Annotated in this window: 18 protein-coding genes; 8 read left to right on the top strand and 10 right to left on the bottom strand. The window is 66.6% G+C overall.

The window, feature by feature from the left end; translation table 11 throughout:
• Nucleotides 1-43 precede the first annotated feature (43 nt).
• Both J0I42_RS20945 and J0I42_RS20950 read right to left on the bottom strand, forming a co-directional pair.
• Complete coding sequence (locus tag J0I42_RS20945) at nucleotides 44-1,489, bottom strand: aldehyde dehydrogenase family protein (RefSeq protein WP_291657697.1); 1,446 nt, start codon at nucleotides 1,487-1,489, stop codon at nucleotides 44-46.
• A gap of 117 nt (nucleotides 1,490-1,606) precedes the next feature.
• Nucleotides 1,607-1,759, bottom strand: a complete 153-nt coding sequence (locus J0I42_RS20950) for a hypothetical protein (RefSeq protein WP_291657698.1) — start codon at nucleotides 1,757-1,759, stop codon at nucleotides 1,607-1,609.
• Between the two features lie 171 nt (nucleotides 1,760-1,930).
• Here J0I42_RS20950 and J0I42_RS20955 point away from each other — a divergent pair, with 171 nt between their 5' ends.
• Nucleotides 1,931-2,419, top strand: coding sequence for a pyridoxamine 5'-phosphate oxidase family protein (locus tag J0I42_RS20955; protein ID WP_291657700.1), 489 nt, complete (start codon nucleotides 1,931-1,933; stop codon nucleotides 2,417-2,419).
• 12 nt (nucleotides 2,420-2,431) lie between these two features.
• Here the strand turns inward: J0I42_RS20955 and J0I42_RS20960 are convergent, their stop codons facing one another.
• From J0I42_RS20960 to J0I42_RS20975, 4 genes are all read right to left on the bottom strand, one after another.
• Nucleotides 2,432-3,082 carry a phosphatase PAP2 family protein gene (locus J0I42_RS20960; RefSeq protein ID WP_291657702.1) on the bottom strand — a complete coding sequence of 217 codons (651 nt, stop codon included), beginning with the start codon at nucleotides 3,080-3,082 and terminating at the stop codon, nucleotides 2,432-2,434.
• A gap of 96 nt (nucleotides 3,083-3,178) precedes the next feature.
• Entirely contained in the window at nucleotides 3,179-4,078 is a 900-nt protein-coding gene (locus tag J0I42_RS20965; RefSeq protein ID WP_291657704.1) for a diacylglycerol/lipid kinase family protein, read from the bottom strand.
• A gap of 44 nt (nucleotides 4,079-4,122) precedes the next feature.
• The gene (locus J0I42_RS20970; protein ID WP_291657706.1) at nucleotides 4,123-5,010 is read right to left on the bottom strand and encodes a transglutaminase-like domain-containing protein; all 888 of its coding nucleotides are present in this window, start codon (nucleotides 5,008-5,010) and stop codon (nucleotides 4,123-4,125) included.
• 366 nt (nucleotides 5,011-5,376) lie between these two features.
• Complete coding sequence (locus J0I42_RS20975) at nucleotides 5,377-5,760, bottom strand: PRC-barrel domain-containing protein (RefSeq protein WP_291657708.1); 384 nt, start codon at nucleotides 5,758-5,760, stop codon at nucleotides 5,377-5,379.
• Between the two features lie 255 nt (nucleotides 5,761-6,015).
• Here J0I42_RS20975 and J0I42_RS20980 point away from each other — a divergent pair, with 255 nt between their 5' ends.
• Complete coding sequence (locus J0I42_RS20980; protein ID WP_465247706.1) at nucleotides 6,016-6,282, top strand: glycine zipper domain-containing protein; 267 nt, start codon at nucleotides 6,016-6,018, stop codon at nucleotides 6,280-6,282.
• Between the two features lie 73 nt (nucleotides 6,283-6,355).
• Here J0I42_RS20980 and J0I42_RS20985 read toward each other — a convergent pair whose 3' ends face one another.
• Together J0I42_RS20985 and J0I42_RS20990 are read right to left on the bottom strand one after the other, a co-directional pair.
• Complete coding sequence (locus tag J0I42_RS20985) at nucleotides 6,356-7,105, bottom strand: UTRA domain-containing protein (RefSeq protein ID WP_291657711.1); 750 nt, start codon at nucleotides 7,103-7,105, stop codon at nucleotides 6,356-6,358.
• A 12-nt stretch (nucleotides 7,106-7,117) separates the two neighbouring features.
• Nucleotides 7,118-8,485 carry a formimidoylglutamate deiminase gene (locus tag J0I42_RS20990; RefSeq protein WP_291657713.1) on the bottom strand — a complete coding sequence of 456 codons (1,368 nt, stop codon included), beginning with the start codon at nucleotides 8,483-8,485 and terminating at the stop codon, nucleotides 7,118-7,120.
• Between the two features lie 179 nt (nucleotides 8,486-8,664).
• Here J0I42_RS20990 and hutI point away from each other — a divergent pair, with 179 nt between their 5' ends.
• The 5 genes from hutI (at nucleotide 8,665) to J0I42_RS21015 (ending at nucleotide 14,541) form a co-directional block, all read left to right on the top strand.
• Nucleotides 8,665-9,831, top strand: a complete 1,167-nt coding sequence (hutI, locus tag J0I42_RS20995; RefSeq protein WP_291657772.1) for an imidazolonepropionase — start codon at nucleotides 8,665-8,667, stop codon at nucleotides 9,829-9,831.
• Nucleotides 9,828-11,360 (top strand): histidine ammonia-lyase, encoded by a 1,533-nt coding sequence (hutH, locus tag J0I42_RS21000; protein ID WP_291657715.1) that lies wholly within the window; start codon nucleotides 9,828-9,830, stop codon nucleotides 11,358-11,360. Before hutI ends, hutH begins: the two co-directional genes overlap by 4 nt.
• Entirely contained in the window at nucleotides 11,357-12,166 is an 810-nt protein-coding gene (hutG, locus tag J0I42_RS21005; RefSeq protein WP_291657716.1) for an N-formylglutamate deformylase, read from the top strand. The genes hutH and hutG overlap by 4 nt, the downstream gene beginning before the upstream one ends.
• A complete protein-coding gene (hutU, locus tag J0I42_RS21010; protein WP_291657718.1) occupies nucleotides 12,163-13,830 on the top strand; it encodes a urocanate hydratase in 1,668 nt (555 codons plus the stop codon). The genes hutG and hutU overlap by 4 nt, the downstream gene beginning before the upstream one ends.
• A 150-nt stretch (nucleotides 13,831-13,980) precedes the next feature.
• On the top strand, nucleotides 13,981-14,541 hold the full coding sequence (locus J0I42_RS21015) for a HutD/Ves family protein (protein ID WP_291657720.1): 561 nt from the start codon (nucleotides 13,981-13,983) through the stop codon (nucleotides 14,539-14,541).
• Between the two features lie 165 nt (nucleotides 14,542-14,706).
• Here the strand turns inward: J0I42_RS21015 and J0I42_RS21020 are convergent, their stop codons facing one another.
• Nucleotides 14,707-15,786, bottom strand: a complete 1,080-nt coding sequence (locus J0I42_RS21020; protein WP_291657722.1) for a citrate synthase/methylcitrate synthase — start codon at nucleotides 15,784-15,786, stop codon at nucleotides 14,707-14,709.
• Between the two features lie 88 nt (nucleotides 15,787-15,874).
• On the opposite strand from J0I42_RS21020, the gene J0I42_RS21025 reads away from it, so the two are divergent.
• A complete protein-coding gene (locus tag J0I42_RS21025; RefSeq protein ID WP_291657724.1) occupies nucleotides 15,875-17,014 on the top strand; it encodes a citrate/2-methylcitrate synthase in 1,140 nt (379 codons plus the stop codon).
• Here J0I42_RS21025 and J0I42_RS21030 read toward each other — a convergent pair.
• Complete coding sequence (locus tag J0I42_RS21030; protein ID WP_291657727.1) at nucleotides 17,011-18,231, bottom strand: SAM-dependent methyltransferase; 1,221 nt, start codon at nucleotides 18,229-18,231, stop codon at nucleotides 17,011-17,013. The two genes, J0I42_RS21025 and J0I42_RS21030, sit on opposite strands and share 4 nt — an antisense overlap.
• Nucleotides 18,232-18,363 lie beyond the last annotated feature (132 nt).

The following is an 18,363-nucleotide window of genomic DNA, read 5'->3' on the forward strand; positions in this document are numbered from 1 at the left end:
GATATCCCGATCAACCGCCGCGACAGGCGCCCTGTTCCGCGGATCAGGCCAGCGTGTAGGCCGTCTTGACCGTGGAGTAGAACTCCTTGGCATAGGCGCCCTGCTCGCGCGGGCCGTAGCTGGAGCCCTTCCGGCCGCCGAACGGCACGTGATAGTCGACGCCCGCCGTCGGCAAGTTGACCATCACCATGCCCGCCTCGCTGTTGCGCTTGAAATGCGTCGCATGCTTCAGCGAGGTCGTGCAGATGCCCGAGGACAAACCGAACTCAGTGTCGTTGGCGATGGCGAGCGCCTCGTCGTAGTCCTTGACGCGAACGATGTTGGCGACCGGGCCGAAGACCTCCTCGCGCGAGATGCGCATGGCGTTGGTCGTCTCGGTGAACAGCGCCGGAGCCAGATAGAAGCCAGGGGTGTCGCGCTTCAGGAGCTCGCCACCGAAGACCAGCTTGCCGCCCTCGTCCTTGGCGATCTGGATATATTTCAGGTTCTGGTCGAGCTGGCTCTGGTCGACGACCGGGCCGATATGGGTGCCGGCCTTCAGCGCATCGTCGACGACGACGGTCTTCAGGCGCTCGATGCAGGCTTCGACGAATCTGTCATGGATGCCGGTTTGGACGATCAGGCGCGAAGAGGCCGTGCAGCGCTGGCCGGTCGAGAAGAAGGCGCCATTGACGGCAACTTCGACGGCGACCTTCAGATCGGCGTCGTCGAGCACGACGAGCGGATTCTTGCCGCCCATCTCGAGCTGAACCTTCTTCATCGGGTTTCCGGCGATGCAGGCGGCGGCGACCTTGCGGCCGGTGCCGACCGAGCCGGTGAAGGAGATGGCGGCGACGTCCTTGTGCTCCAGCAGCGCCTGGCCGACGACCGAGCCGCGGCCCATGACGAGGTTGAGCGCGCCCTTCGGCAGGCCCGCGCGCTGCAGAATGTCGACCAGAGCCCAGGCCGAGCCCGGTACGAGATCGGCGGGCTTCAGGACGACGCAATTCCCCCAGGCGAGCGCAGGCGCGATCTTCCAGGCGGGGATCGCGATCGGAAAATTCCAGGGCGTGATCATGCCGACGATGCCGACCGCCTCGCGGGTGATCTCGACGCCGACGCCGGGACGGACCGACGGCACCATCTCGCCACCAAGGCGCAGACACTCACCGGCGAAGAAGGCGAAGACCTGGCCGGCGCGGGTCGCTTCGCCGATGCCCTCGGCCAGCGTCTTGCCCTCCTCGCGCGAGAGCAGGCGGCCGAGCTCGTCCTTGCGGGCGAGGATCTCGTCGGAGGCTTTCTTCAGGATGTCGTAGCGCTCCTGCGGGGTGGAGCGGCTCCAGGCCGGGAAAGCGGCCTTGGCGGCGGCGACCGCGTTGTTCAGGTCCTCGACCGAGCCTTGCGTGTACTCCCCGACCACGTCGTTCGTATTCGAGGGATTGATGTTGCGCGAGGCGTTGGCCCCGCCGGCCCATTCGCCAGCGATCAGATTCTTGAAGGGCGCGTTCATCTTGTTCTCCGACGACATAGGCTCATGGTTGGCGTGTTAGCGCCTTTGAGCCCGCAAGGCCAATGCCTTCGACCAGCCGGCTCTCATCCAATCATAGCGCGAGCCGCGGCTGCGGATTTATTTTTCCTTGATCGACAGCCCGTTCTTGCCGACCGAGATTTCGACGCCGTCAGGCTGTTTCTTCTCCTGGTAAAGCGAATAGCTGGTCACCGCGAGGGCAGCGACGAGCACGACGACGAGGGCAAGCAGAAGATGACGCGAAGCAAGCATGAAAACCCCAGCTAGAAGGCGGCCGAACCGCAAGCCCGATCCAAACGCAGGACGAGCGGCGATGTTCCTTCATGGCTTCGGGAACGTTGCTTCCTACGCAGCGTTGGCATGGCGCGCCGGCATTCCCCAGCGAGCCGGAGCATGAGATGATCGTACCGGCAGGAGGTTGCCATGCCAGACACCGAACTGCAGGATCGCATCTGGACCGCGCTGGCGGCCCATCCTGTCTACATGGTTTCGCTTGTCGTCGAAGGCGATATCAGGACACGGCCGATGTCCGGCCATCTCGATCGCGACCATCATCGCCTGCTCTTCATCACGCACCGGCACACCGGCATCGTCGGCGCCGCCCTGCGCTCGCCCTCCGCCAGCGTGGCGATCAGCCATGAAGATCGCAACTTCTACGCCGCCATCTCCTGCTCGGCTTCGGAAGTCCCGAGTCGCGAGGTGCTGCGACAGGTGTGGACGCCGATGGCGAGCGCCTGGTTCCCGAACGGTCCTGACGATCCGGATGCGACCCTGCTGGCACTGACGCCGACCTCGGCCGAAATCTGGGACGGGCCATCGAGCAGCATGCTGGTGGCCTTCAAGCTGGCAACCGCCAAGATTCTCGGTCGCACGCCCGATCTCGGCGTCAACGCCACCATCGACATGCGCTGAGGCTGGGCCGGATCAGGCCGGGTCGGATTCCGCCATCCTGCGGCCTAGCCAAGCCGTCGCGACGCTGGACCAGACGATACCCAGACACCAGCCGCCGAGGACGTCGGAGGGCCAGTGCACGCCGAGATAGATCCGGCTCAGCCCGACCAGCCCGACCACGATCACGGCCATCACCATGCAGAAGCGGGCGATATCCGCCCGCCGCGAGGCGAGACCGACGAAGCCGGCGATGGTCAGCAGCGTCACCGCCGAAAGGAAAGCATGGCCGCTCGGGAAGCTCGCGGTGAAGGTCAGTGCCGCATGCTCGACGATATCCGGCCGATTCCGCGCGATCACGATCTTCAGACCGGTGCTGGCCAGGAAAGCGGCGACGAGGCTGACGACCAGCCCGACCGCAAGGTAGCGGTAGCCGCAGAGCCAGAGTGCCAGCGTCGCTGTCAGCGCCATGAAGAACAGGCCCACGAAGCTGCCGAGCGCCGTCATGTCGCGCACGGCTTCCTGAAACCAGGCCGGCCCGAGCGGAACTGCGGGATTCCCCGCGTCGCGGAACAGCATGATCAGCGTGGTATCAAGGGAAAAGCTGCGCCCGGAGACGATCAGCAATGCGAGCCCGAGGAAGATCAGGGCGGCAGCAACGGGGACCAGGATACGAAGCTGGGGCAAGAAGAGAGGTCTCCGGGAGGGCTCGGACGGGAGAGATTACCCGGCGATGGCCTGTATCGAACAGGCGGCGTTCTGCCGCCGTGCCTCATGACCTCGTCAGGCATTGACCGGGCGGGCGGCGATGACCCGCAGCGCCTTGGGCAACAGGCCGTAGCTCAGCGGCCCGGCCTTACGCTCGACCTCGCCATCGAAGGTGATGTGTCCGCGCCGCTTGTCACGCCGGATCAGCGTGACGGCATCGCCGGTGAAGGAGGTCAGGTTATGCGAGTTGCGCCAGTGGCCCGAGACGACAGACAAAGCCGCCTTGCAGCGCGAATAGAGTCCGCCAGCGTTCAGCACATGGACCTCGAAGACACCTTCATCGAGCCGGGGACGGCGCCAGTCAGCCCCCTCGAAGCAGTTCACCGTAACGAGGACGGCATCGGCTTCCACGATGCGATGGTCGTCGCCGACCGTGACGTCGAGCATGACGGGGCGAGTGAACAGGATCGAGCGCATCGCGGCGATGCCGAAGGCGGCGGCGCGACTGAAGGGAAAACGGCGGCGCGCGTGTTCGCGCTCGCGCGCCATCAGACTGAAGAAGCCCATGCCGGACAGGGAATGAAACAGCCGGTCGTTGACCCGGCCGACATCCATCTCGATCGGCTCGCCCCCGCACAGCGCAGCAACCTGCTGCTCCAGCGCGCCGAACAGTCCCAGATCGCGCCCGAGGACGTTCACCGTACCCATCGGCAGGATACCGATCGGTCGATCGGCCTGAATCAGAACCGGCAGGGCGCCGTTGATTGTTCCGTCGCCGCCGGCGAGAACCGGCACCGCATGGCGGTCCTCGATCGCAAGCGACAGGGCGTCGTCGATCTCCCGCGGCGGCACGAGATGCACGTCCGCGCCGCAACCATGGGTGGCGAAGGCGGCTTCCAGCCGCGCAGCGAAAGCATCCGCGCCTGCTTCGAGGACCGTTCCGGCTCGGGCGTTGACGACGATCGTGTAGCGCATGGTGCTGGGGTAGATGGGTGGCGCTCGACCATGCGCAAGAGCGCTTACGCAGCGGCCGGGCGGGCGTCGAACTGTTCCGGCATCCGTGCCATCAGCGGCATCGACACGTCCTCGACCTCCTCGGTGACGACCTCGAAGCGCTGCAGCGTATGTGCCCCGAAAGAACTGATCATCGCGACGTCGGTCGCGTCGCGGCCGCGCGCGATCACGACGCGGCCGATGCGCGGCTCGTTGTGCCGGGCATCGAACGTGTACCAGCGTCCGCCGAGGAAAACCTCGAACCAGGCGTTGAAATCCATCGGCGCGGGATTGGCCGGTACACCGATATCGCCGAGATAGCCGTTGCAATAGCGCGCCGGAATATTCATGCAGCGGCAGAGCGCGACCGCGAGATGCGCGAAGTCGCGGCAGACGCCGACCCGCTCCTCGAAGGCTTCGGCGGCGGTACGGGTATTGCGGGCGAAATGATAGCCGAACGTCAGGTGATTATGGACGAAATCGACGATTGCCTGCACCCGCGACCAGCCGGGCTGGACCTGCCCGAACAGGCTCCAAGCCTGATCATAGAGCTTGTCGGTCTCGCAATAACGGCTGCCCAGGAGATAGACGAGCGCTGTCTCCGGCAGGCGCGCCGGAGCAATCTCGCGTGCGGCTGTATTGATGATATCGGGCTCGCCGGAATCATGGACGACGCCTTCCGATTCCAGACGGATGCCGCCAGGCGGCGCGATCATGCGGCGGCGGATATTGCCGAAGGAGTCGAGGTCCTGCGTCACGGCGATCCGCAGGGCGGGATCGGCCAGCGCGGTCAGCTTCATCTCGTCCGGCGTCGTCAGATCGTGCCGGCGCGACGGATGCACGTCAAGCAGCGTGATCAGGGGCATGTCATGGGCACAGACCAGCTCGATCCGATAGCCGTAGCGGATGCGCATCTCGTCTTCTCCTGATGTGAGGGCAGAGACCGCCGCGGCCATGCGAGCTTATTGCTGCGGATCATCCTGCGTCTAAATTCTCTACCAATTAGACGCGCGAAGAGGCTTCGCTGTTCCGAGGATCGACGAAAAATGCTCGATCAGCCACGAAACCTGGGCATTTTGCGCAAATCCCAAAAAAGAAGATGCGGGCCTTTCGGCCCGCATCCCGCCGCCACGACGGTTCGGCTGGGGGGATAGCAACCGCCGCGACCTGCGCCCTGATCGTTTCCGCATTCCCCGAAACGTGGAAACGATTCTAATCCTGGACTTATTGCGCTTTCTTCGCGCGAACCGGCATCCGCTTCGCTTGGAAGCGCCTCGCCACTACATCATCCAGTAGGGCATCGTGCCGTAGTAATCATGGACACGCTTGCCATAAGCCTTGTCGTCCCAGTCCGGCTCGCCTTCGCTGTCGTACATCGGCGCCGCCTCGAGCTGCTCCTTGGTCAGCGGCACGACATAGCCGCCGCGCTGCGTATCGTAGTCGAGCACGCTCCACGGGATCGGGTGGTATTTCTCGCCCAATCCGAGGAAACCGCCGAAAGACATGATCGCGTAGGCGACCTTCCCCGTCAGCTTGTCGAGCATCACGTCGTAGATCTCGCCGAGATGGTCGCCCGCGGTATTGTAGACATCCGTCCCGGCAACACGGGCCCCTGCGATCAGCGGATTGGCGGTCGTGACGGTAGTCGTGTGAACGTCGGTCATCGTCTTCCCCCTTGTGTCGCGATGGGATGCCGGAGACTGCGCCCTCCGGCGGGGCTTGCCTCACCAACCGGCGCTGCTGCCATAGGTTCCGGCGCGGTCGCTAAATTTTGCGGCCTTCGTGCGAACACAAAACTCGTCTCCAAAGCTCAAGACCCATGGGCGAGGCCAATGGCCGTTTGCTGCCCGGCGGAACCTTCGTCGCCCGACACTGTTTGGTGCTTCGAGCGACCCATCATCTCACGGAGGAGAGAGATCATGATAATCAAGAAGCTGCTGCTCGTCGCGGCGCTGGGCGCCACCCTGGGCGCCTGTACGGCCCGCGAGCAAAATGCCGGCACGGGCGCGCTGATCGGCGCGGGCGCCGGCGCCATCATCGGCGGGGCGGCCACGGGACGCGCGGGCGGCGCGCTGGCGGGTGCGGCCATCGGCGGCGCGAGCGGCGCGATCATCGGCGGCGCGGCGACGCCCCAGCGCTGCTACGGGCGCGACGAATGGGGACGCCGCGTGGTCTACGACTGCTGAGGCAGCATTATTTCAAGGAAGGCCCGCCCGACCGGCGGGCCTTTTTTTGTACGGAACGAGGGACGTCCCGGTCTCAGGCCGCCCCATAGGGACCGAAGCGCCCCACAAAACGATGCCGGAAACCGGGATAGAGCAGACGTACGGCCGTCACCGGCTGCGAGTGGTTCCAGGTCCGGCGCTCAACGAGCAGGCAGGGCTCGCCGACCGCGATGTCGAGCAAGGCCGCCTGCTCCTCTCCCGCCCCGATCGCGCTGATCGCATGCTCGGCCTGCGACCAGAGGCTGTGCTGCAGCAGCCAGTCGCCCGGCGGGGTCTCGGCAAAATCCTCACCCGCCAGACCGGTTGCGCCGGCCGCGTGGATGACCCGCTCTTCCAGAACATGCGGCCTGCCATCGGCGCGGTGCAGGACAAGGAGATGAGCGATCCTGTCGGAACGCTTCAGGCCAAACAGCTCGGCGACCTCCGGCGAAGGCCGGCCATCGGTACGCGCCAGCACCTCATAGGCATAAGCCTGACCGAGCTGGCGCACTTCTTCCGGGATCGACAGGATGTCGAGCATGGCGTGGCTCGCCGGTGGCGTCGCGACCACGGTGCCCGAACGGCGGCGGCGGATGATCAGGCCCTCGCGCGCAAGCTGGACGAGCGCGCGATGCACGGTCATGCGGGACGCGCCAAGCTGCTCCATCAGTGCGTGCTCAGGCGGCACGCTCGTGCCCGGCTGCCACTCTCCGCTGACGACGAGATCGCGGATCGCCCGCCGGATCTGGTCATAGACCGGCCCGGCGCCGTCCAGTTTCACCGCGTCGAGCCGGGTTTCCGTCATCGTCGTTCCTGGTTATTCCGTTGCGAGCAGGCGTCGCATCACGCCGGCGAAACGCGCGCGCACCGAATCGCGGGCGACATGCCGCCCCTCGGCCACCACCCTCCTGCCACCGACGACGACATCGCGCAAAGGCATGGCGTTGGCGGCGAAGATCGCGCTGTCGACAGCCTCGGCGCCGGAGCGACCGACAAGAGCCGGATGGTCGGTGTCGAGCGTGATGAAATCGGCGCGATGGCCGGGCGCGATGGCGCCGATGGCACGGCCGCAGGCGCGCGCACCACCGGCACAGGCCGCCTGCCAGAGCGCGAGGCCGGTCGAGGCCTTCTCCTCCGCGAAGAGCGCGCGGCGGCGGTCGCGCAGGCGCTGCGAATATTCGAGCTGGCGCAGCTCCGAACCGGCATCGATCTGGATGTTGGAATCGCTGCCGACGCCATAGGCGCCGCCGGCCTGCGCGTAGCGGATGCCGGCGAAGATGCCGTCGCCGAGGCTGGATTCGGTGATCGGGCACAGGCCCGCGACCGCGCCGCTGCGGGCGATACCGTCGCGCTCGGCATCGCTCAGATGCGTCGCGTGGATCAGGCACCAGCGCCGGTCGAGCGGGATCGTGTCCATCAGCAGTTCGACCGGACGCTTGCCGGTGATCTTCAGGCTGGCCTCGACCTCCGGCACCTGCTCGGCGACATGGATATGGACCGGATCGTTCGGGCGCAGCGCCGAGACCCACCCGAGATCATCGAGCGCGACCGCGCGCAATGAATGCGGGGCCACGCCGAGCCGCGCATCCGGCAAATCGCGGATCGCTGCGAGGCTGCCTTCGAGCAGGCGTTGATAGGCCTCGCGCTCGTTGACGAAGCGGCGCTGACCATGGACCGAAGGTGCCTGGCCGAAATTGCCGAAGCGATAGAGCACCGGGAGAAGCGTGAGGCCAAGACCCGCTTCCTGCGCGGCCGATGCGATCGCCTGCCCCATCGTCGCGATGTTGGCGTAGGCGCGGCCGTCCTTGTCGTGATGGAGATAGTGGAATTCGGCGAGCGCGGTGAAGCCGCCCTCCAGCATCTCGACGAAAGCCTGCGCGGCGATGGCCTGCACGTCATCGGGATCGAGCCTGTCGAGGAAGCGGTACATCACCTCGCGCCAGGTCCAGAAGGAATCCTCCGGCGCGCCGCGACGCTCGGAGAGGCCCGCCATGCCGCGCTGGAAGGCATGGCTGTGCAGGTTCGGCATGCCCGGCAGCGCGATACCTGAGAAGCAGCTCTGATCCCCGGCTGGCTTCACCCCTGTCTCGACGGATGTGATCGTGCCGTCGGCAACGGTCAGCTTCACATCGCTGGCAAAACCTTCGGGCAGAAGGGCCTCGGCCAGATGCAGGGTCTCGGTCACCGCTTCGCTCCGTCACTCGCTAGCGCTCAATTGCATATGCAAATAGCACTTGCCAATTGCATATGCAATTGACTAGCATGGCTTCACATCAAAGAGTAGCGGGAGGACGCACGGTGGCGAAAGCGCCTGGTGAAACGGTTGTCTGCGACAAGCTCTGGACGAATGCGCGGCTGGCGACGATGTCGGCTGTGGTCGATGCACCCTACGGCGCGGTCCTTGATGGCGTGATCGCCGCCCGCGAAGGACGCATCGTCCATGTCGGGCCGCGCAGCACGGCGCCCGCTTTCCAGGCTGCCGAGACCATCGATTGCGCGGGGCGCTGGATCACGCCGGGCCTGATCGATTGCCACACCCATCTCGTCTATGGCGGCGACCGGGCGCATGAGTTCGAGCTCCGCCTGCAGGGCGCGACCTATGAGGAGATCGCGCGGGCCGATGGCGGCATCCTCTCCACCGTCAGGGCAACGCGCGAGGCGAGCGAGGACACGCTCTTCGCCTCCGCCGATAAACGCCTCGCCGCGCTGATCGCCGAGGGCGTCACCACCGTCGAGATCAAGTCCGGCTACGGGCTGGAGCAGCAGGCGGAGCTGAAACAGCTTCGTGTCGCGCGGCGGATCGGCCGCGAACGGCCGGTCACCGTGCGCACCACCTTCCTCGGAGCCCATGCCGTGCCGCCGGAGTACAAGGGCCGTTCGGGCGATTACACAGCCCTCGTCGCCGGACCATTGCTCGATGCCGTCGCGGCCGAGGGGCTGGCAGACGCCGTCGACGTCTTCTGCGAGGGCATCGCCTTCTCGCGGGATGAGACGAAAGCCGTGTTCGAGGCCACCAAGGCCAAGGGCCTCGCGATCAAGATCCATGCCGAGCAGCTCTCCAACCTGCATGGCGCCAAGCTCGCGGCCGAAATGGGCGCGCTGTCCGCCGACCATCTCGAATATCTCGACGAGGACGGCGTCATCGCCATGGCCAAGGCCGGCACGGTCGCGGTCGTGCTGCCCGGCGCTTTCTATTTCCTGCGCGAGACGCAGAAGCCGCCGATCGAATTGCTGCGCAAGCACGGCGCCGCGATCGCGCTCGCGACCGACGCCAATCCCGGCTCCTCGCCGCTGACCTCGCCTCTGCTCGTGCTCAACATGGCCTGCACGCTCTTCCGGATGACGCCGGAAGAGGCGCTCGCCGGCCTCACCCGCCATGCCGCGACCGCGCTCGGCCTCCAGGACGAGGTCGGCACGCTCGAATCCGGCAAGCGCTGCGATCTCGCGATCTGGGAGATCGAGCGCCCCGCCGAACTCGCCTACCGCATCGGTTTCAATCCCCTTCACACCCGCATCTGGAACGGACAATGACCACGGTTTCGCTGAACCCGGGCGCAGCCCATCTCACCGACTGGCGCGCGATCCTCGACGGCGCCGTCGCCTCGCTTGGTGGCGAGAGCGCGAAGAACATCGCCTCCGGCCAGAAGATCGTCGAAGAGATCGTCGCCGCCGGCACCGTGACCTATGGCGTCAATACCGGCTTCGGAAAGCTCGCCAGCGTCCGCATCGCCGATGCCGATCTCGCGAAGCTGCAGAGCAACCTGATCGTCTCGCATGCGGTCGGCACCGGCCCGGCCCTGCCCGATGGCGTCGTCCGCCTGCTGCTGGCAATGAAGGCCGCGAGCCTCGCGCGCGGTGCCTCCGGCGTGCGCCCCGTCGTGATCGAAGCGCTGACCAATGCGCTCACGGCTGATGCTCTGCCGGTGATCCCGGCCAAGGGGTCGGTCGGCGCCTCCGGTGACCTCGCGCCGCTCGCCCATATGACCGCGGCCCTGATGGGCTACGGCGAGATCCGCCTGAAGGGCGAGACACTGCCGGCGGCCGAGGCCCTGAAGCGCGCCGGCCTCAATACCCTTGCGCTCGGTGCCAAGGAAGGCCTCGCGCTGATCAACGGCACGCAGGTCTCGACCACGCTGGCACTGACCGGGCTTGCCGCCATCGCCCGCGTCTTCGACGCCGCGCTCGTCGCCGGTGCGCTCTCGGTCGATGCGCTCAAGGGCTCCGATACCCCGTTCGATCCGCGCATCCAGACGCTGCGCGGCCAGCCCGGCCAGATCAAGGTCGCCAAGATCCTGCTCGACCTCATTGCCGGCAGCGCCATCCGCGAGAGCCATCGCCATGGCGATACGAAGGTACAGGACCCCTATTCGCTGCGCTGCCAGCCGCAGGTGATGGGCGCCGTGCGCGACCTGATCGGCAACGCCGCCGCGACGCTCTCGATCGAGGCCAATGCCGTCACCGACAACCCGCTGGTGCTGGGCCCCGGCGAGATCGTCTCCGGCGGCAATTTCCACGCCGAGCCGGTCGCCTTCGCGGCCGACATCCTGGCGATGGCCGTCTGCGAGATCGGCAACCTCTCCGAGCGCCGCATGGCGCTTCTGGTCGATCCCGTGATGAGCGGCCTGCCGCCGTTCCTCGCCCGCGATGCCGGCCTGAACTCGGGCTTCATGATCGCGCAGGTCACCGCTGCCGCGCTCGCCTCCGAGAACAAGCAGAAGGCCTATCCGGCTTCCGTCGACACCATCCCGACCTCGGCCAACCAGGAAGACCATGTCTCGATGGCGACGCATGGCGCCTTCCGCCTGATCGACATGGCGAAGAATGCCGCCAGCGTCATCGGCGTCGAATTGATGGCGGCGGCGGAAGCGATCGAACATCACCGCCCGCTCAAGACCAGCGCGCGGCTGGAACCGGTGCTCGCCCTGCTGCGCAGCAAGATCGCGCCACTGACCGAGGATCGCTATCTCGCCCCCGATCTCGCCGCCGCGACCGAGTTCGTGCTCTCCGGTGCCGTCGGCAAGGCGGCCGGCCTCGACAGCTTCGCCGAGTGCAGCGCATGAGCGCCGAGGTCGTCACGGTCACGCGGGGTTCGTCCCCGCTGATCCTCTCGATGCCGCATCCCGGCACCGGCGTTCCGCCGGAGGTCGCGGCGCAGCTCAACGAGCGCGGCCGGCTAGTCGAGGATACCGACTGGCATATGCGCCAGCTCTACGGCTTCGCCGCGCCGTTCGCGCCGACCATCGTCGAGGCGCAGCTTTCGCGCTTCGTCATCGACCTTAACCGCGACCCGGCCGGCGTCTCGCTCTATCCGGGCCAGGCGACGACCGAACTCGTGCCGACGACGACCTTCGACGGCGCGCCGATCTGGCAGACCACGCCGGACGCGAACGAGATCGAGCGGCGCAAGGCAGCCTATTTCCAGCCCTATCATACGGCGCTGGCTGCCGAGATCGCGCGGGTGAAGGCCGAGCACGGCTATTGCGTGCTGTGGGACTGCCACTCGATCAAGTCGGTGATCCCGCGACTGTTCGAGGGCACGCTGCCGACGCTGAACCTCGGCACCAATTCCGGGCAGAGCTGTGCTGCCAGCGTCGAGGCTGCGGCCGTCACCGCCATGGCGGGCCAACCGGTCGTCCAGATCGTCAATGGCCGTTTCAAGGGCGGCTGGATCACGCGCCATTACGGGCGCCCCTCCGAGCGCGTGCACGCCCTCCAGATGGAGATCGCGCTTTCGGCCTATCTGACCGACGAGACCGCGCCCTGGACCTTCAACGCGCCGAAGGCCGCCGCCTTGCAAACCGCCTTGTCCGCCATCATCGCCGCCGTCCTCGACGCGGCTAGGCAACTCGAACGGAGCCGCTCATGACCCGCCTGGACAACACCCGCGTCATCCGCCCCGCCACCGGCACCGAGCTCAGCGCCAAGAGCTGGCTGACGGAAGCGCCGCTGCGCATGCTGATGAACAACCTGCATCCGGATGTTGCCGAGAACCCGCAGGAGCTCGTGGTCTATGGCGGCATCGGCCGCGCCGCCCGCTCCTGGGAGGATTTCGACCGCATCGTCGCCGCGCTGCGCCAGCTCGAGGCCGACGAGACCCTGCTCGTCCAGTCCGGCAAGCCGGTCGGCGTGTTCCGCACGCACAAGGATGCGCCACGCGTCCTGATCGCCAACTCGAACCTCGTGCCGCATTGGGCGAACTGGGACCATTTCAACGAGCTCGATAAGAAGGGGCTCGCGATGTACGGCCAGATGACGGCCGGCTCCTGGATCTATATCGGCACGCAAGGCATCGTGCAGGGAACCTACGAGACCTTCGTCGAGGCCGGACGCCAGCATTATGGCGGCAATCTCAAGGGCAAGTGGGTACTGACCGGCGGCCTCGGCGGCATGGGCGGCGCCCAGCCGCTGGCAGCAGTAATGGCCGGTGCCTCCTGCCTCGCGGTCGAGTGCAATCCGGACTCGATCGATTTCCGCCTGCGCACCCGCTATCTTGACGAGAAGGCCGAGACGCTCGACGAGGCCTTGGAGATGATCGCCCGCTGGACCAAGAACGGCGAGGCTAAGTCGGTCGGCCTGCTCGGCAACTGCGCCGAAATCCTGCCCGAGATGGTCCGCCGCGGCATCCGCCCGGACATGGTCACCGACCAGACCTCGGCGCATGACCCGATCAACGGCTACCTGCCGAAGGGCTGGACCATGGGCCAGTGGAAGCAGGCGCGCGAGGCCAACCCCAAGTCCGTCGAAAAGGCGGCGCGCGCCTCGATGCGCGAGCATGTCGAGGCGATGATCGCCTTCCAGGACATGGGCATCCCGACTTTCGACTACGGCAACAACATCCGCCAGGTCGCCAAGGAAGAGGGCCTCGAGAACGCCTTCGCCTTCCCGGGCTTCGTGCCGGCCTATATCCGCCCGCTGTTCTGCCGCGGCATCGGCCCGTTCCGCTGGGCTGCCCTCTCGGGCGACCCGGAGGACATCTACAAGACCGACGCCAAGGTGAAGGAGCTGCTGCCCGACAACAAGCACCTGCATAACTGGCTCGACATGGCGCGCGAGCGCATCGCGTTCCAGGGCGTGCCGGCGCGCATCTGTTGGGTCGGCCTCGGCGACCGCCACCGCCTCGGCCTCGCCTTCAACGAGATGGTCAAGAACGGCGAACTCAAGGCGCCGGTCGTGATCGGCCGCGACCACCTCGACTCCGGTTCGGTCGCCTCGCCGAACCGCGAGACCGAAGCGATGAAGGACGGCTCGGACGCGGTCTCCGACTGGCCGCTGCTCAATGCGCTGCTCAACACGGCGTCCGGCGCGACCTGGGTCTCGCTGCATCATGGCGGCGGCGTCGGCATGGGCTTCTCGCAGCATTCGGGCGTCGTGATCTGCGCCGACGGCACGGATGACGCGGCCGCCCGCCTCTCGCGCGTGCTCTGGAACGACCCGGCGACCGGCGTGATGCGCCATGCCGATGCCGGCTACGAGATCGCGCTGGACTGCGCCCGCGAGAAGCAGCTCAACCTGCCGGGTATCCTGGGCTGAGCTAGGCTTACGCTCTACGGTGTCATCCCGGGCGACCGAAGGGAGACCCGGGATCCATTCCGGAAGGGTCCAGGAATGGATCCCGGATCGGCGCAGCTTCGCTGCTTGTCCGGGATGACCCGCGTCTTTTGCATTCGAAGGACAGAGCACATGCGCATCATCCGCGCCGCCGATTGCAAGGTCATGCCGTGGAAGAACGGCGGCGGCACCACGACCGAAATCGCGGTGGCGCCGGAAGGCGCCTCGCTCGGCGATTTCGACTGGCGCATCTCGATGGCCCATGTGGGCGCAGACGGACCGTTCTCGTCCTTCCCCGGTATCGACCGGACGCTGTCGGTGCTGACCGGCAACGGCATCCGGCTGGCTTTCGGCGACGGCGAGACGGTTGCACTCGACCGCGCGACCGCGCCGTTCTTCTTCGCCGCCGACCGGGCGGTGGATGGCGTTCTGGTCGACGGCGCGATCGACGATCTCAACGTCATGAGCCAGCGTGGCCGCTGGCGGCACCGGGTCGAGCGCTTGTCGGGTGAAGGCTCGCTCGCCGCGAGCGAAGGCCCGCTGGTGCTGGTCGCCCGCAAGGGCGACTGGCTGGTGAACGGCGTGAGCTTAGCAACCGGCGACAGCGCGATCCTCGACGCGCCGGGGCATGTCGAACTTGGGGTAAGCGGCAGTGAGGCAGAACTCTACGCCGTGTGGCTGACGGCGTCATAGATAAGCGCGGGATCCCCTCTCCCGGATGGGAGAGGGGTGGGGGTGAGGGACCGCCGCGAATTATTGGAAGGCAACGGCACCGCTGCGGCTTCATCCGGCAAGAGCAGGCCCTCATCCCTGCCCTTCTCCCGCACGGGAGAAGGGTTCCCCGCGCTCTACCTGAACCTACGCCGCCTGCCGCGGCTGCGGGCCGACATAGACCGATTGCGGGCGGATCAGCCGGCCTCCGGCAATCTGCTCCTTGGCATGGGCGAGCCAGCCCATCGTCCGCCCCAGCGCAAAGACGCAAGTGAAGGAATCCGGCGTGAAGCCGAGCGCCTCCAGCAGCAGCGCCGTGTAGAACTCGACATTGGTTTCCAGAGTCCGGTTCGGCTTGCGCTCACGCAGGATGGCGAGCGCCGCCTGCTCGACCGCCTCCGCCAGCGCGAGGCGTCCGCTATCGGCGCCGAGGCGGCGGATCGCACCCTTCAGCGCATCGGCACGCGGATCGCGGACGCGATAGATTCGATGGCCGAAACCCATTAGCCGGTCGCCACGATCCAGCGCGGTTTCCAGCCAGACACGGGCGTTCGCGGGCGCGCCGATCGCATCGAGCATCTCGATCACCGGACCAGGCGCACCGCCATGCAGTGGTCCCTTCAACGCTCCGATGCCGGCCAGAACAGCCGAGACCAATCCGGCGCGGGTCGATGCGACGACGCGGGAGGCGAAGGTCGAGGCGTTGAGGCCGTGATCGGCAACCGTCACGAGATAGGTATCGAGCGCCGCCGCCTGCTGCTTGGTCGGGGCTTTGCCGGTCAACATGCGCAGCGTGTCGGCCGCCTGCGACAAGGACGGATCGGGCGCGACCGGCGCAAAGCCCTGTCGCAGGCGCAGCGAAGCGGCCGTGAACACGGCCGGCGCAGCCAGAAGCCGCAGCACCGTGCCGACATCCTCGCCATCGGGAATCAACGCCGTCATCGCCCTGATCATCTCGACCGGACCGAGCGTCGCCGGGACAACAGCTTTCTGCACCACCGTCTCGAACAGCTCCTGCCGGGCCACGCCGAGCGCCACGGCTAAGTCCTTCATGGCGGGCAGGTCCGGCACGAAGCCATCGAGCATCAGTGCGGCCATCTCCTCGAAGGAGGTGTGCCCCGCAAGCTCATCCAGGCTGTGGCCGCGCATCACCAGCCGGCCCGCCGCTCCATCGACTTCCGAGAGCACGGTATGGGCGGCAACGACATCTTCAAGGCCATCGGACATGGCGGCTCTCCTCAACATCTGAGGCCTTGAAGATTGATAGCTTCACCGATAGAATCAATCTTGAACAATATAATCAATCTATTTTTCGATGACCGATTGGCTGACGGCGCAACAGGTGATGCAGCGGCTCGGGCTGAAGCCCCAGACGCTCTACGCCTATGTCAGCCGCGGGCTGATCGAGGCGCGCGGCGACGCGGCCGATTCACGGCGGCGCCTTTACCGCGCCGAGGACGTGGCACGGCTGGAGCATCGCAAAGCGCGCGGGCGGAAACCGGCCGCTATCGCCGAGGATGCGATCGCCTTCGGCGAGCCGATCCTGGCCTCAGGGATTGCCACGATCCAGCGCGGCAAGCTCTGGTATCGCGGGCAGGATGCGGAGGCGCTCGCTGAGACGGCGAAGCTGGAGGATGTAGCAAGGCTGCTCTGGGATTGCGGTTCGCAGCGCTTTCCGCCGCTGTTCACGATCGTGCCCGAGGCGCCGGCCCGGCAGCGGATGTTCGCGGTGATCGCCGCCCGCGCCGCCAGCGATCCCGCCATGGCCGGTCGTACGAAGAAGGCGCTCTATCTGGAGGCCGCCTCCGTCATCGACTCGCTCGTCGATGCCATCGCCGGGCGGCCGGGCCAGGGGCCGATCCATCATCGGTTGGCGCAGGCCTGGGGCTGCGACGAGCACGGTGCCGACCTGATCCGCCGGGCGCTGGTATTGCTCGCCGACCATGAGCTCAATGCCTCGACCTTCGCGGTCCGGGTCGCGGCTTCTACACGCGCCTCGCTCGCCGCCTGCATACTGGCCGGACTCGCGACGTTGTCAGGGCCGCTGCATGGCGGAATGACGCCGCGCGTGCTCGGGCTGATGCGCGAGATCGCCAGCGAAGGCGTGGAGATGGCGGTCTCCGCCCGGCTCGCAACGGGCATGCCCCTGCCCGGCTTCGGCCATCCGCTCTATCCTGACGGCGACCCGCGGGCCCGCGCGCTGCTCACCGTGTTCGCTTTGCCACCGGCCTATGCGGAGACGCGCCGGGCCGTCACCGCGCTGACCGGCGAGGAGCCGAATATCGATTTCGTGCTGACGGCGATCGCCAGCGAGCTCGGGCTTGCACCGGATGTCTCGTTCCAGATTTTCGCCGCAGCGCGCTGCGCCGGCTGGATCGCCCATGCATTGGAACAGGGCGAGACCGGACGGTTGATTCGGCCTCGCGCCCGCTATGTCGGGCCGGAGCCGGCCTAAACCGGCTCGGCAACCTTCGTCGGCACCGGCTTCCGCCCAAGCTCGCTCTCGCGCTCCGCGATATAGCCACGCGTGATCGGCAGACCGTCGAGCTTCTTGGCGAGCTGGAACTGGAAGACGACGAGGTCGTCATGCCGGAAGCTCGCCTCGCAAGCGGCGAGATAGAACTCCCACATCCGGGCAAAGCGCTCGTCATACATCGCCACCGCCTCGTCGCGGCGAGCGAGGAAGTTCTCGCGCCAGATCTTCAGCGTCTCGGCATAGTGCAGGCGCAGCACCTCGACATCGGTGATGACGAGCCCTTCCTGCTCGACCGCCGCCGCCACCTCCGACATGGCGGGGATGTAGCCGCCGGGAAAGATGTATTTGGCGATGAAGGGATTGGTCGCGCCCGGCGGTGTCGAGCGACCGATGGTATGGACCAGCGCCACGCCGTCATCGCTCAGCAAGCTCCGAATCTTGCGGAAATAGTCACGATAGTAGCCGACGCCGACATGCTCGAACATGCCGACAGAGACGATACGGTCGAAAGGCTCGCTCAGATGACGGTAGTCCTGCAGCCGGAACTCGACCGGCAGGCCGGATTCGGCACCGCGCCGCTGCGCGATGGCGAGCTGTTCCTCGGAGAGCGTGATGCCGGTGACCGAGGCCCCGGTTTCGCCGGCGATCGAGAGCGCCATGCCACCCCAGCCGCAACCGATATCGAGCACGCGCTGACCTCGTCGGAGATCGAGCTTGCCCATGATGTGGCGCTTCTTGGCGAGTTGCGCCTGCGCGAGCGTCATGCCGGGCTCAGCGAAATAGGCGCAGGAATACTGCATGTCCGGATCGAGGAAGAGCTGGAAGAAATCGCTTTTCAGGTCGTAGTGATGCGCGACATTTCGCTTCGCCAAAGCCGGTGTGTTGTGCTGATGGAAGCGCCGCACCGATGTGCGCAAGCCCTCCAGCACCTTGCCCCAGCCCTGGGGGCGGGCGCGGTGGACGGCGGCGACCAGCGCATCGAGCAGATCATAGAGCGAGCCCTGCTCTACCACGACCCGGCCATCCATCACCGCCTCGCCGAGGGCAAGCTCGGGATTGAGCGCAAGCTTCAGTTCAGTCGGCGAATCCACGATGCGCATCCGCAAGCGCGGCACGGCGCCCTGCCCGACCGACTGCAATGTGCCATCGGGAAATACGACATCGATACGTGGCTCGATCGCGAGCCGAGACAACATCCTGGCTATCAGCGAATGCATTGGCCCCACCTTCGGCAGCGCCCCTTTCGCTAAACATGGCAATTCGACGCGTCGTCGTAACGCCCCCTCAGCGCAAGGCAGGCCCACGCCTGCGACATGACAACGCAGGCG

Origin of the sequence: Allobosea sp. (genome assembly GCF_017308015.1) — a bacterium.
Lineage (GTDB): Bacteria > Pseudomonadota > Alphaproteobacteria > Rhizobiales > Beijerinckiaceae > Allobosea.

Coding starts and splice junctions, on each gene's coding strand:
- J0I42_RS20980 (WP_465247706.1), top strand. CDS start 6,016: ATGATAATCAAGAAGCTGCTGCTCGTCGCGGCGCTGGGCGCCACCCTG.
- J0I42_RS21015 (WP_291657720.1), top strand. CDS start 13,981: ATGCGCATCATCCGCGCCGCCGATTGCAAGGTCATGCCGTGGAAGAAC.
- hutU (WP_291657718.1), top strand. CDS start 12,163: ATGACCCGCCTGGACAACACCCGCGTCATCCGCCCCGCCACCGGCACC.
- J0I42_RS20985 (WP_291657711.1), bottom strand. CDS start 7,105: ATGACGGAAACCCGGCTCGACGCGGTGAAACTGGACGGCGCCGGGCCG.
- hutH (WP_291657715.1), top strand. CDS start 9,828: ATGACCACGGTTTCGCTGAACCCGGGCGCAGCCCATCTCACCGACTGG.
- J0I42_RS20945 (WP_291657697.1), bottom strand. CDS start 1,489: ATGAACGCGCCCTTCAAGAATCTGATCGCTGGCGAATGGGCCGGCGGG.
- J0I42_RS20975 (WP_291657708.1), bottom strand. CDS start 5,760: ATGACCGACGTTCACACGACTACCGTCACGACCGCCAATCCGCTGATC.
- hutG (WP_291657716.1), top strand. CDS start 11,357: ATGAGCGCCGAGGTCGTCACGGTCACGCGGGGTTCGTCCCCGCTGATC.
- J0I42_RS20965 (WP_291657704.1), bottom strand. CDS start 4,078: ATGCGCTACACGATCGTCGTCAACGCCCGAGCCGGAACGGTCCTCGAA.
- J0I42_RS20955 (WP_291657700.1), top strand. CDS start 1,931: ATGCCAGACACCGAACTGCAGGATCGCATCTGGACCGCGCTGGCGGCC.
- J0I42_RS21025 (WP_291657724.1), top strand. CDS start 15,875: ATGACCGATTGGCTGACGGCGCAACAGGTGATGCAGCGGCTCGGGCTG.
- J0I42_RS21030 (WP_291657727.1), bottom strand. CDS start 18,231: ATGTTGTCTCGGCTCGCGATCGAGCCACGTATCGATGTCGTATTTCCC.
- J0I42_RS20950 (WP_291657698.1), bottom strand. CDS start 1,759: ATGCTTGCTTCGCGTCATCTTCTGCTTGCCCTCGTCGTCGTGCTCGTC.
- J0I42_RS20970 (WP_291657706.1), bottom strand. CDS start 5,010: ATGCGCATCCGCTACGGCTATCGGATCGAGCTGGTCTGTGCCCATGAC.
- J0I42_RS21020 (WP_291657722.1), bottom strand. CDS start 15,786: ATGTCCGATGGCCTTGAAGATGTCGTTGCCGCCCATACCGTGCTCTCG.
- hutI (WP_291657772.1), top strand. CDS start 8,665: ATGTCGGCTGTGGTCGATGCACCCTACGGCGCGGTCCTTGATGGCGTG.